Source organism: Ensifer sp. GW101-20A05 (genome assembly GCF_059424735.1).
The window spans coordinates 1-12,522 of sequence record NZ_JBWKZT010000018.1; the positions used below are offsets into that span (position 1 = coordinate 1).

Genomic DNA, 12,522 nt, shown 5'->3' on the forward strand with positions numbered 1-12,522 from the left:
CGAGACTGTCCGCGATTTAGTGAAACGACTGTCCGGGATTTACCGGAATCGCTGTCCCGTTAATCCGAAATCCGCAGTCAAATCAAAGGAGGAGGTCGATGTGGTCATGAAACAGGCCGAAGACGCCGGCGCGACCATTACCGATCGCCCACACGACCGCTTCTGGGGCGGCTATTCCGGCTACTTCCAGGATCCCGACGGCCACCTTTGGGAGATCGCCTGGAACCCGCAATGGACTGTCGCGGATTAAAAGGCTCGGGTGGCGCCCGCTACGATCAACTAAGCGGCCGGCGGTGTTAGAAAATACAACGGCCCGTCGCAAGACGGGGTCGTTTTCATTTGTGCGATCATCACGAAGCAAATCTGCTGGTAGCTTCCGCTGCCACGCTCCTTCGAAGATGCGGAGGGGCGATCCTCAGTCGCGGGGTCGTGCGGCTTGTGTCGGCTTAGTTGAAAAGGCTTGAAACGCTTTGCTCTCTCGCCGTGCGGGCTAGCGCTTCGCCTATCAACGGCGCGATGGTGATGCGTCTGATGTTTGGGGTCTCACGTTGCTCTTCGGTTTCGTGAATGGAGTCGGTCACGACCAATTCCTTGAGCTGGCTGGCACCAATGCGTTCGCAGGCACCTTCGGAAAGAACGCCATGGGTGATATAGGTCGAAACGTCCTTGGCGCCAGACATCAACAACGCTTCAGCCGCGTTGATCAACGTGCCGCCGCTATCTACGATGTCGTCGACCAGAAGACATCTCTTCCCGGAAACATCGCCAATAATGTTCATCACTTCGGACACGTCAGCACGGGGTCGCCGTTTGTCGACGATCGCAAGATCGGTACCAATGCGCTTGGCGATGGCACGAGCGCGCGCCACGCCGCCCACATCAGGCGAAACGACCATTAAGTTCTCGATGTCGTAGTGCTGCTCAATGTCACGGGTCATCACGGGTGCTGAATAAAGATTATCGGTGGGGATATCGAAAAACCCCTGTATCTGGTCAGTGTGGAGATCGACCGTTATCACGCGGTTGACGCCTGCAGCGGCGATCATGTTGGCTACCAACTTCGCCGAGATCGGTGTACGGCCAGTGGCACGGCGATCCTGACGGGCATAGCCGAAGTAAGGGATAACGGCGGTGATACGGCGAGCGGATGAACGGCGCAGTGTATCGGCCAGGAGAAGCAACTCCATAAGATTGCCGTCGGCGGGGGCACTTGTCGACTGGAGAACATAGACGTCCTCCCCGCGTACATTTTCATGAAGTTGAACGTGGATTTCCTGGTCGGCGAAGCGCTTGACCGTACAATCTGTGAAGGAAAGATCTAAGTGGTTGGCAATGGCTTCGGCAAGGGCGCGGTTGGAGTTACCGGTCACCAGCTTCATTAGCGCGATCCTGTTCAAGGAGCCTTCGGGAGCAGAAGTTTGAGCTTGGGCACATTTAGAGACTTGTGCGTGAAATCACAACCAAGCGCTGTGCATTCTTGCGAGATGATCGGCCTCCGTTGGACCGCGGCCTTGGCCGGCTTGCCGATTGCGGACGACGAACCTATTTACGCCGTCGTCTCCAAACCAGCCGGAGTCAATCCGCCAGCATAGAGCCCTGCAGGAGCTTGATCTCTCAACGCCAATAGACACAGCGCCGACAAAGACCATGCAACCGATTGAAATCTGCGCCTGGCGTCCCGAATGGCCAACTCAGTTCGCCGTCAAGGCAAAGCTCATCCGAAGCGTGTTGGACGCGCACGCTATGCGCATCGACCACATTGGCTCGACGGCGATCCGAGGTCTGGCGGCAAAGCCGATCATCGACATTCAAATTTCGGTGGCCGATCTGCAATCCGTCGAAGTCCTGAGGGAGAGGATGACGGCCATTGGATACGTGTGGCGACCATCGAATGCTGACCTGACCAAGCGCTATTTCCGAGAGGCGCCAGGCAACGAGCGTACGCATGTTCATGTGCGCGGGCGCGGAAGCTGGAGCGAGCAATGGTCCTTGCTGTTCCGGGATTACATGCGTGCCCACGCCCATGAGCACGCGCCCTATGCAGAACTCAAGCGCGCCTTGGCGGCGCGATACCAGAATGATCGAGTGGCCTTACACCGAGGCCAAGTCCGAACACCTCTGGACAATTATCCATCCTGCAGATCGCTGGGCGGCCCAAACCGGCTGGCAGCCGGGCCCGTCCGACGCTTGACCGCACGCGCCACAGCGAGCGCGAGCACTCTGCGGCCAGTGCCAGGTCGGCCGGCCCCCTGCAGGGCCTGCATCCCGTCGCGGCCGGACTTCCAAAACAAAAGGCCCCGGACGAACCGGGGCCTTTTCTTTGGATCTTAATCAGAGCCGGCTTAAGCCGGCAGACGATCAATGTTCCTTGTTGGCGTAGACCGACTTCTTCGTGAGGTAGATGAGGCCGGTGAAGATCAGCAGGAACACCATGACCATGAAGCCGGTGCGCTTGCGGTCTTCGAGGTGCGGCTCGGCCGCCCACATCAGGAACGACGCAACGTCCTTGGCGTACTGGTCGACCGTCTGCGGCGTGCCGTCATCGTAGGTGACCTGATCGTTGGAGATCGGCTGCGCCATCGCCAGAGCGGCAGCGTTCGCGAAGTACGGGTTGTAATGCGTGCCTTCGGCGACTTCGACGCCCTGCGGCGGCTCCTGGTAGCCGGTCAAAAGCGCATGGATGTAGTCCGGGCCGCCTTCCTGGTAGGGCCAGAACATGTCGAAGACGAACTGCGGGAAGCCGCGTTCGATACCGCGTGCCTTGGCGATCAGCGAGAAGTCCGGCGGAGCTGCACCGTTGTTGGATGCCGCAGCCGCTTCCTTGTTCGCGTAAGGCGACGGGAAGTGGTCGGACGGCAGAGCCTTGCGGGTGAACATTTCACCATCGGCATTGGGGCCGTCCTGAACTTCGTAGTTGGCCGCAAACGCCTTCACCTGTGCTTCCGAGTAGCCGAGGCCTTCGAGCGTACGGAAGGGCACCAGGTTCATCGAATGGCAGGCCGAACAGACTTCGGCATAGACCTTCAGGCCGCGCTGAAGCTGGCCCTTGTCATAGTGACCGAAGGGGCCGGCAAAGCTCCATTCCTGCTGTTCCGGCTTGTGGATCGGATAGTGAGGCGTACCGCCGCCGTGCTCCTCGCCGCCCTTCGCCTCTTCGGCGATAGCTGCACCGAGACCGAGACCAGCGACGACAGCGAGTGACAGAATGCCTGTAACAAGCTTTTTCATTGTTGTGGGTTCCTTATCAATCGCTGTTCTGATCAGGCGCGCGCGGCGGCCGGCTGCGCCTTGGCATTCTGCTTTTCCAGCACCGCTTCGGTGATGGAGTTCGGAATGCGCTTCGGCGTTTCGATCAGACCGAGAACCGGCATGACGACGAAGAAGAAGCCGAAGTAGTAGAGCGTGCCGATCTGCGACATCACGACGTAGAGGCCTTCTGCAGGGCGCGAGCCGAGCCAGCCGAGCATGATGGCGTTGACGACGAAGATCCAGAAGAACAGCTTGTACCACGGACGGTAGACGGCCGAACGGACCTTGGACGTATCGAGCCAGGGCAGGAAGAACAGGACGATGATCGAGCCGAACATCACCAGAACGCCGCCGAGCTTGGAGTCGATCGGGCCGATGTTGAAGGTGATGGCGCGCAGCATCGCGTAGAACGGCAGGTAGTACCATTCCGGAACGATGTGAGCGGGCGTCTTCAGCGCGTCAGCCGGGATGTAGTTGTCCGGGTGGCCGAGGAAGTTCGGCATGTAGAAGACGAACCAGGCATAGACGAGCAGGAAGACGGAGACGCCGAGCGCATCCTTCAGCGTCGCATAGGGCGTGAAGGCAACGGTATCGGTCTTGGACTTCACTTCAACGCCGGTCGGGTTGGTCTGGCCGACGACGTGCAGCGCCCAGATGTGCAGCACGACAACGCCGGCGATCATGAAGGGCAGCAGGTAGTGCAGCGAGAAGAAGCGGTTCAGCGTCGGTTGGTCAACGGCAAAGCCGCCAAGCAGGAACTGCTGGATCCACTCACCCACCAGCGGGAAGGCGGTGAAGAAGCCGGTGATAACGGTCGCGCCCCAGAAGGACATCTGACCCCAGGGCAGAACGTAGCCCATGAAGCCGGTCGCCATCATCAGCAGGTAGATGACCACGCCGAGGATCCAGAGGATTTCGCGCGGAGCCTTGTAGGAACCGTAGTAGAGACCACGGGCGATGTGCAGGTAAACGGCGATGAAGAAGAAGGATGCGCCGTTGGCGTGCATGTAGCGCAGCAGCCAACCCTGGTTGACGTCGCGCATGATCTTTTCGACCGAGTTGAACGCAACGGTCGTTTCGGCGGCATAGTGCATCGCCAGAACGATACCGGTGAGGATCTGGACGACCAGCATCACCGAAAGCATGGCACCGAAGGTGTATGCGTAGTTCAGGTTCCGCGGAACCGGATAGGTGATGAAGCTGTCGTGAATCATACGCGGCAACGGCAGACGGGAATCAACCCATTTCTCAATGCCAGTCGTCGGCGTGTAGGTTGAATGTTCAGCACTCATTATCAGTAGTCCCCTCAACCGATCTTGATAACTGTGTCGGAAACGAACGTGAAGGTCGGCACGTGAAGGTTCTCCGGCGCCGGACCCTTACGGATGCGGCCGGCCGTATCGTAGTGCGAACCGTGGCAGGGACAGAACCAGCCACCGAAGTCACCGGCCTGACCAAGCGGCACGCAGCCGAGATGGGTGCAGGAACCGATCATGACGATCCAGTTTTCCTTGCCTTCGCCGGCAGAGCGATCGACGTCGCTTGCCGATGCGTCGGCCGGAAGGTTGGCATTGCGCGCAACCGGATCCTTCAGGTCGTCGAGCTTGACGGCCTTTGCCTCTTCGACTTCCTTCTCAGTACGGTTGCGGATGAAGATCGGCTTGCCGCGCCATTTCGCCGTCAGCGACATGCCGGGCTGCAGGCTCGAAACATCAACCTCGATCGAGGCGAGCGCGAGCGTCGATGCATCCGGACGCATCTGGTCGATGAACGGCCAAGCGACAGCACCGGCGCCGACGACGCCTGCCATACCGGTAGCCAGATAAAGGAAATCGCGGCGAGTGGGCTCGCCCAAGGCCTCGCTTGAAGTGTCGTGTTCGCTCACGGCTAAACCATCCTCTCACGCAATGTTGCGGAAACCGCATCCGCCCCCGGCGAAATTCCTGCCCCTTGCGGTTTGATCCAGGTCAAGGAACCACGCCCTATTCATAGTGCTAACGCCCCCGCCGTTTTGCGCCTGCAAACACGACATCGGCACCAGAATCCGAAAAAATTCTGCGCACCCACGGCACACAGATTCCCCGTCAATCCGGCGCGTTCTATGCTTGATCGCAAATTATGTCCAGCCTTGACAAGGGCATGTGGGCAGATTGTCGCGGGGAAAAGCCCGGCCAATCGGCACAAGGACTTGACGGTCGCCAGTTAGGCTGAATTCGGGCCGGCCGAGCGGGCGTTGAAGCGGTCTTGAACCGCCCTACTCCGCCGCTTCCTCGCGGGCGAGAAATCCGCCCGACTGACGCGACCAGAGCCCGGCGTAAAGCCCGCCGCGGGCGACGAGCTCCGCATGGGTTCCCTCTTCGACGATCCGTCCCTTGTCCATCACCACGAGCCGGTCGAGCGCCGCGATCGTCGACAGCCGGTGCGCGATCGCCAGCACTGTCTTGCCTTGCATCAGGCGGTCGAGATTGGACTGGATCGCCGCTTCGACCTCAGAATCGAGCGCCGAGGTCGCCTCGTCGAGCACGAGGATCGGCGCATCCTTCAGCATCACCCGGGCAATGGCGATGCGCTGGCGCTGACCGCCCGAAAGCTTGACGCCGCGCTCGCCGACATGGGCATCGAAGCTCTTGCGGCCGCGCTGGTCCTGCAGGCCGAGGATGAAGTCGTAGGCTTCGGCCTTGCGCGCGGCGGCAATCAGTTGCTCCTCGCTCGCATCCGGCCGGCCGAAGAGGATGTTATCGCGGATCGAGCGGTGCAGCAGCGAGGTATCCTGGCTGACCATGCCCACCTGGGCGCGTAGCGACTCCTGCGTGACGGACGCGATGTCCTGCCCGTCGATACGGATCCGGCCGCCCTCGAGGTCATAGAAGCGCAGCAGCAGATTGACGAGCGTCGACTTGCCGGCGCCGGAACGGCCGACGATACCCACCTTCTCACCCGGGCGAACGATCAGCGAAAAATCGTCGATGACGCGCTCGCCCTTGCCGTAATGGAAACGGACGTGTTCGAAGCGGATTTCCGGGTGGCTGACGGCGAGCTCTGCGGCATCGGGCCGGTCGACGAGACCGATCGGCTGCGACACGAGTTCGGCCGAGTTCTGGATCGTGCCGATGTTACGCATGATCGAATTGAACTGGGTCATCATGCGGCCGAGCAGCATGTTGAGCCTGAGCACCAGCGCCAGCGTGAAGGCGACGGCGCCGGAACTGATCGCGCCGCCGAGCCAGAGATGGATCGCATAGATGGCGATGGCCGTGATCATCATGCCGGACAGCAGCGCCAGCGAAGCGCGCACCGCCGTCAGAAGCCGCGTGAACGGAATGACCGCGTGCTGGAACCGATCGAAGCCGGAGCGGATATAGCGATCGTTCTCGTCGTCGCGACCGAAGAGCTTCAGCGTCTGGATATTGGAATAGGCATCGACCATGCGGCCATTCAGCATCGAGGCCATTTCGGCCGTGTCGCGGGCATGCTTGCGGATGCGCGGTACGAAGTAGCGGGCGAGCGCCAGGAAGACGACGATCCAGAAGGCGACCATCGCCGCCAGGCGCCAGTCGAGTTGCGCCACCAGCGCCATGGTCGAGGCGGTGTAGATGACGATGAACCAGACGACCTGCAGCAGCGAGACGATCAGATCGCTCGTCGCCTGGGCGCCAGCCCAGACCTTGGTGACGATGCGGCCGGAAAAGTCATTCTGGAAGAAGGTCAGCGACTGGCGAGCCACATGCACATAGGACTGCCAGCGCACCAGATTGAGAAAGCCGGTGATGATCGATTGTTCTTCGACGAGCGCCGCCAGCGACACCGCAATAAAGCGGAACACCATCACCGTCAGCAGCATGAACAAAAGTTCGGGCCCGTTCGCGGCGATGAGACCGTTCCAGCCGGCTTCCGGCTTCACCGTGTCGAGAACGTCGACCAGTCGCCCGACGAAATAGAACAGCCCGGCTTCGAGCATGGCGACGAGACCGCCGAGCACGGCCATCGCGATGAACGGTCCCTTCGCCTGTCTGGCGTAGAACCAGGCGAAACCCCAGAGCGATTTGGGCGGCTGCAGGCGCTCGCGCGGCGCGAACGGCTTGATCCAGTTCTCGAAGAGGCGGACGATGGCGCTGAGCATGGTTCCGATATAGGCGGTTCGGCGGGAACAGCAATCGGTTTCGGCCCGACTGCGGGTTACAAATGCGTAACGTCAAAGAGAGCGGCCCGCCGCTCTCTCGAACGGCGGGCCGACAGCATCTTACTCCGCCGCCTCTTCCTTCTCGACGTCGTCGGCGATGAAACCGCCGGATTGGCGCGACCAGAGGTCGGCATAAAGGCCGCCCTTGGCGACGAGTTCGCCGTGCGAGCCCGTCTCGACGATCCGGCCCGCTTCGAGGATCACCAGCCGGTCCATCTCCGTCAGCGTCGACAGGCGGTGAGCGATCGCGATCACCGTCTTGCCGGACATCAGCGCGAAGAGATTTTCCTGGATCGCCGCTTCGACCTCGGAATCGAGCGCCGAGGTCGCCTCGTCGAGGATCAGGATCGGCGCGTCCTTGAGGAAAACGCGCGCGATCGCGACGCGCTGGCGCTGGCCGCCCGAGAGCTTCACGCCGCGTTCGCCGACCTGGGCATCCAGCGCCTTCCGGCCCTGGTTGTCCTCGAGCCCCTGGATGAAGTCCCAGGCGTTCGCCTTCTTCGCCGCGGTAATGATCGCCTCGTCGTCCGCCTCCGGATGTCCATAGGCGATATTATCGCGAATGGAGCGGTGCAGCAGCGAGGTGTCCTGCGTGACGACGCCGATCTGGGCGCGCAGGCTGTCCTGCGTGACGGTGGAGATATCCTTGCCGTCGATCCGGATTGCGCCGTCCTCAAGATCGTAGAAGCGCAACAGCAGGTTCATCAGCGTCGTCTTGCCGGCGCCTGAGCGACCAACGAGACCGATCTTCTCGCCCGGTTTGATGTCGAGCGACAGGTGATCGATGACGCCCTTGGCCTTGCCGTAGTGGAAGCGGATGTTGTCGAAGGCAATCGCCCCCTTGTCCGCCTTCAGCGCCTTGGCATCCGGTTCATCGACGATATCGTGCGCCTTTGTCATCATGCCGATGCCGTCATAGACCGTGCCGATGTTCTCGAAGAGCGCCGAGACTTCCCACATGATCCACTGCGACATGCCGTTGATGCGCATCGCCAGACCGACCGCAATCGCGATCGCGCCGACCGAGATCGCACTCGTCAGCCAGAGATGGATGCCAAGCGTGGCGATGGCAAAGAGTGCGATGCTGTTGTTGGCATAAACGAGGATATGGAACAGCGTCACCTTGCGCATCTGGCGATGTACGGTGTCGAGGAAACCGTCCATGCCGTCACGCGCATAGCCTTCCTCGCGGCCGGCATGCGAGAACAGCTTGACCGTGCCGATATTGGTGTAGCTGTCGACGATCCGGCCCGTCATCATCGAGCGCGCATCGGCCTGCTCCTTGGAGATCTTCTGCAGGCGCGGCACGAAATAGCTGACGATGCAGATGTAGATCGCGAGCCAGATGGTGAGCGGGATAACGAGGCGCCAGTCGGCGGTCGCCACGACCGCGAGCATGGTGACGAAGTAGCTGACGACATAGACGAAGACGTCGAGGATCTTCATCACCGTTTCGCGCACCGCAAGCGACGTCTGCATCACCTTCGTCGCCACGCGTCCAGCGAACTCGTTGGCAAAGAAGGTCATGCTCTGGCGCAGCAGGTAGCGGTGCATCTGCCAGCGGGCGATCATCGGATAGTTGCCGAGCAGCACCTGGTGCATGATCAGCGAGTCGATCGCCACCAGGCCAGGCAGGCCGATGAGGACGAGCGCGCCCATCCAGAAGAGCCTGCCGCCCTCGGCCTCCAGGAATGTGTCGCGGTTGGCGCTCGACAGCCAGTCGACCATGTTGCCGAGGAACTGGAACAGCGCCACTTCGCCGACGGCGATCAGCATGGTGCAGACCGACATGATGAGCAGCCACGGCACGGCCGGCTTGGAATAATGCCAGCAGAAGCCGAAAAGGCTTTTCGGCGGGAGCGTCGGCTCCTCCGCCGGATAGGGATTGAGGCGGGATTCAAACCAGCCGAACATTGCATTGCTCCTTCAGAGTATTTTGAAGGAAAGCGGGGTTTCCCCGCATTCTTATGATGAAAAGGTCAGTCCGGAAATGCAGCCCGAAAGAGGGCTTCGTCTTCCGGAGTCCCGGAAGCGCGTCGATCTCTTTTAAAAGATAGGTCGCGGAACCGGTCAGGCCAAACGGTGGCCCACTACTCCAGGAAGGCGTGTCAACATCAATACATTCATGTTTGCCTCCGTCGGTTCGCGTTGAAGAGGCCTGATCTCTACCCTTATTCGCGCCGGCATGCCAGATTGTCGCAGGCTGTTTCTTGCACATTTTTTCACCGTTCGGATATCTGTTGCCGTTTCGGCACAGATTAGCGCCGGCAATATCAGCGACCGCAAAAGCACGCAGCGCCGAGCCTTTGGCAGCGGAGAACACGGATGACTGCTTCATCGGATACGCCTCCTGATCTTCAAGGTGTCGGTTTCGTCCTTCGCCGCCCCCGCGACGGTGATGTGGATGCGCGGCTGAGGCTCGGCCGCCATCCGGAAATCTACCGAATGTTCGGTGCGGGCCGGTCCTTTCCCGGCCTCTTCAGTCATGGAGAGGCAGCCGCCTGGGTTGCGCGGATTGCCGGACACCCGGCGGCCTGGATCATCGATCAGCACGGCCTCACCGGCGAAGTGAGGCTCGACAATCTCAATCACGTCGATCGGCGTGCGAGCTTCGCCATCGGCATTTTCGATCCGGAACGCCTCGGCAAGGGGCTTGGCACGGCGGTCACCAAGCGGGTATTGGCCTATGCCTTCGATGAACTTGCCCTTCATCGGGTGTCGCTCAGGGTTCTCGCCTTCAATGAGCGGGCGATTGCCGCCTATCTCAAGTCCGGCTTCTCCATCGAGGGCCGCGAACGTGAGTCGGCTCTGATCGACGGCGAGTGGCATGACGACATCATGATGGGCATCCTGGCCGCGGAGTTTGACGCGCGTCGTGACGCCCCCGGAAACGAGTGACCTGACGTGAGCAATCTGCGCATCGCCCTCTACCAGCCCGACATTCCTGGCAATACCGGCACGATCCTGCGTCTTGCCGCCTGCCTCGGGCTTTGCGTCGACGTGATCGAACCGGCTGGCTTCGACCTCTCCGACCGCAACCTGAAGCGCGCCGGCATGGACTATATCGCCTCGGTGGCACTCACCCGCCATATCAACTGGGAGCACTTCGAAGAGTGGCGCGCGGCGAGCGGGCGAAGGCTTGTGCTTGCCTCCACCAAGGCTGCCCTGCCCTATACCCGCTACGAGTTCCGTCCCGACGACATCCTGCTCTTCGGACGGGAGAGCGCCGGCGTGCCCGACCATGTGCACGACCGTGCCGACGGCCGCATCCTCATTCCAATGGCGGAGGGCCAGCGCTCGCTGAACATCGCGATCTCCGCCGCGATGATCGCCGGCGAAGCGATCCGGCAGGTTTCTCCAGCCTGACAGTGTAAACATTGCTACCTCCTTGGCTGTCGATCGAGGGGCGCCGAAAGCGGAACCGGCCACCGTCAGTGGTCGGCGCGTTACGCCGCCACCTCGTTGTAGGGTGCGCTCTTGCGCGCCTGTTTCAGTACACGCGCCCACCAGGTCAGCCGGTCGATCATCACGAACAGCGGCGCACGCAATTCCTCAGGCTTGTAGAGGTTGCCGGCAGCGTCGAACTTCGACCACGCCTTGGGGAGAGTGATCCCATCGCGCAGCGTCACCGTATGCAACTCCCCGAAAACCTGGCGCAATTGCTCGACGGCGCGAATGCCGCCCGAGGCGCCGCCATAGGAGACGAAGGAGACAGGCTTTGCGTGCCAGGGCTCGTAGACCGAATCGATCAGTTCCTTGAGCGCCGCCGGGTAACCGTGATTGTATTCGGGCGTGACGATGATGAAGGCGTCGGCCTCGGCGATCTTGCGCTCGAGCCACTCGCCCGGATTGACCGCAGCGCCCAGCCCACGTGACGTCCTCAGCCGCGCCGGATCGATGACCGTCAGGGTGAACACATCAGAAGCCGAAAGTTCCCGGATCAGCCAGTTGGCGACCGTATCGCAGAAGCGACCCTGGCGCGCACTGCCATAGATCACGGCAAGGGTCATTTTCTCAGTCATGGGATCAAGCTCCTGTTGTCGACGTTATGGAGCCAATGCTATAGAACCTCAACAATAGTTGAGGTCAATAGCCATCATGACAATTGTGAAAAGCAGCGAATTGCGCCGCGAACTGACGGTCGGCGAAGTGGCGGAGCGAAGCGGCGTCGCCGTCTCCACCCTGCACTTCTACGAGGCCAAGGGGCTGATCCGCAGCAACCGCACCCGCGGCAACCAGCGCCGCTATCCGCGCAGCGTGCTGCGACGGGTCGCCGTCATCAAGGTGGCCCAGCGCACCGGCATCCCTCTGTCGGAGATCCAGGACGCTTTGTCGGTATTGCCGGACGATCGTCCGTTAACCGTCGAAGATTGGGGCAGATTGTCCGAAAAATGGCGCGAACAGCTGAACGAACGCATCGCCAACCTGATGGCTTTGCGCGATCACCTGACGGGCTGCATCGGCTGCGGCTGCCTGTCACTGCGTGAGTGTCCGCTGCGCAACCCGCACGACGTGCTGTCGATGGAAGGTGCCGGGCCGCGGTTGATGGATGACGATGGTCACCCGTGAAGCACACTAGGCTGAAGGTGGCGCAGGCATGGCACCTTGCGGCGACTGCTGGCTCCTGCCCCGTCTATCAAGGTGACCGATGGGCTTTGAAAAGCGGAAGGGTGATCCGGTCAATCCGCACTCGGCAGGCGGCGCATGGTGAATTCGATCTCGTCGCCATCGAGCTGCCGCCAACTCTCGACCTCGGTCCAGTAGGCGGCCTTCGGCCAGGTATCGAACCATTCCCGTGCCTTCGCCCGGGCGGCACTGCGATCGAGCCGAAAGGTTTCCCGCACGAAAAGGCCATCGCCTCGTGTCGGTTTGTCCCGGCGATGCCGGGCGATCTGCCGCCGCAATCCATCGAGCGGCGGGCCTGCAGGTATTCTTGCCATGGGCTATACCTCTGATAACTAAGATAGTGACGGCGCTTGAGCTTTGCCAGAGAATTGTTCTGCGGCAGGCTCGCGCTGCCCATCAGCGCTCTGGTGCGACAGACCGCCCCGAGGTGCTGGACCGGCGTTGCCATCGGCGCGAAAGTGTGAACT

General features: G+C 61.2%; 14 protein-coding genes. 5 read left to right on the forward strand and 9 right to left on the reverse strand.

The annotated features are described in order from the left end of the window. Nucleotides 1–250: VOC family protein (locus tag AC070A_RS29310; protein WP_494773618.1), on the forward strand; the 250-nt coding region annotated here is incomplete at its 5' end. Between the two features lie 196 nt (nt 251–446). Here AC070A_RS29310 and AC070A_RS29315 read toward each other — a convergent pair. After that, nucleotides 447–1,379 carry a ribose-phosphate pyrophosphokinase gene (locus tag AC070A_RS29315; RefSeq protein ID WP_113737238.1) on the reverse strand — a complete coding sequence of 311 codons (933 nt, stop codon included), beginning with the start codon at nt 1,377–1,379 and terminating at the stop codon, nt 447–449. 268 nt (nt 1,380–1,647) lie between these two features. On the opposite strand from AC070A_RS29315, the gene AC070A_RS29320 reads away from it, so the two are divergent. Next, a complete protein-coding gene (locus AC070A_RS29320) occupies nt 1,648–2,331 on the forward strand; it encodes a GrpB family protein (RefSeq protein WP_218374226.1) in 684 nt (227 codons plus the stop codon). A 27-nt stretch (nt 2,332–2,358) separates the two neighbouring features. On the opposite strand, the gene AC070A_RS29325 is transcribed toward AC070A_RS29320, so the two are convergent. From AC070A_RS29325 to AC070A_RS29350, 6 genes are all read right to left on the reverse strand, one after another. Next, entirely contained in the window at nt 2,359–3,228 is an 870-nt protein-coding gene (locus AC070A_RS29325; RefSeq protein WP_110878678.1) for a cytochrome c1, read from the reverse strand. A 32-nt stretch (nt 3,229–3,260) separates the two neighbouring features. Continuing rightward, nucleotides 3,261–4,541: a cytochrome b gene (locus tag AC070A_RS29330; RefSeq protein WP_058324095.1), complete on the reverse strand. Its 1,281-nt coding sequence runs from the start codon at nt 4,539–4,541 to the stop codon at nt 3,261–3,263. A 14-nt stretch (nt 4,542–4,555) separates the two neighbouring features. Beyond that, complete coding sequence (gene petA, locus AC070A_RS29335; protein WP_057248898.1) at nt 4,556–5,134, reverse strand: ubiquinol-cytochrome c reductase iron-sulfur subunit; 579 nt, start codon at nt 5,132–5,134, stop codon at nt 4,556–4,558. Nucleotides 5,135–5,503: 369 nt separating this feature from the next. Beyond that, the gene (locus tag AC070A_RS29340) at nt 5,504–7,369 is read right to left on the reverse strand and encodes an ABC transporter ATP-binding protein (RefSeq protein WP_113737239.1); all 1,866 of its coding nucleotides are present in this window, start codon (nt 7,367–7,369) and stop codon (nt 5,504–5,506) included. 120 nt (nt 7,370–7,489) lie between these two features. After that, nucleotides 7,490–9,343: an ABC transporter ATP-binding protein gene (locus AC070A_RS29345; RefSeq protein ID WP_057248896.1), complete on the reverse strand. Its 1,854-nt coding sequence runs from the start codon at nt 9,341–9,343 to the stop codon at nt 7,490–7,492. Next, complete coding sequence (locus AC070A_RS29350) at nt 9,327–9,767, reverse strand: hypothetical protein (protein WP_162770954.1); 441 nt, start codon at nt 9,765–9,767, stop codon at nt 9,327–9,329. Before AC070A_RS29350 ends, AC070A_RS29345 begins: the two co-directional genes overlap by 17 nt. On the opposite strand from AC070A_RS29350, the gene AC070A_RS29355 reads away from it, so the two are divergent. Next, on the forward strand, nt 9,755–10,327 hold the full coding sequence (locus AC070A_RS29355; protein WP_113737240.1) for a GNAT family N-acetyltransferase: 573 nt from the start codon (nt 9,755–9,757) through the stop codon (nt 10,325–10,327). The two genes, AC070A_RS29350 and AC070A_RS29355, sit on opposite strands and share 13 nt — an antisense overlap. Before the next feature lie 6 nt (nt 10,328–10,333). After that, on the forward strand, nt 10,334–10,795 hold the full coding sequence (locus tag AC070A_RS29360) for a tRNA (cytidine(34)-2'-O)-methyltransferase (protein WP_113737241.1): 462 nt from the start codon (nt 10,334–10,336) through the stop codon (nt 10,793–10,795). Between the two features lie 80 nt (nt 10,796–10,875). Here AC070A_RS29360 and AC070A_RS29365 read toward each other — a convergent pair whose 3' ends face one another. Then, nucleotides 10,876–11,451 (reverse strand): NADPH-dependent FMN reductase, encoded by a 576-nt coding sequence (locus tag AC070A_RS29365; protein ID WP_113737242.1) that lies wholly within the window; start codon nt 11,449–11,451, stop codon nt 10,876–10,878. A gap of 76 nt (nt 11,452–11,527) precedes the next feature. Between AC070A_RS29365 and soxR the strand changes: the two genes are divergently transcribed. Continuing rightward, the gene (gene soxR, locus AC070A_RS29370) at nt 11,528–11,998 is read left to right on the forward strand and encodes a redox-sensitive transcriptional activator SoxR (protein WP_113737243.1); all 471 of its coding nucleotides are present in this window, start codon (nt 11,528–11,530) and stop codon (nt 11,996–11,998) included. A 110-nt stretch (nt 11,999–12,108) separates the two neighbouring features. Here the strand turns inward: soxR and AC070A_RS29375 are convergent, their stop codons facing one another. Next, nucleotides 12,109–12,369, reverse strand: a complete 261-nt coding sequence (locus tag AC070A_RS29375) for a hypothetical protein (protein WP_057248891.1) — start codon at nt 12,367–12,369, stop codon at nt 12,109–12,111. Nucleotides 12,370–12,522: the final 153 nt, after the last annotated feature.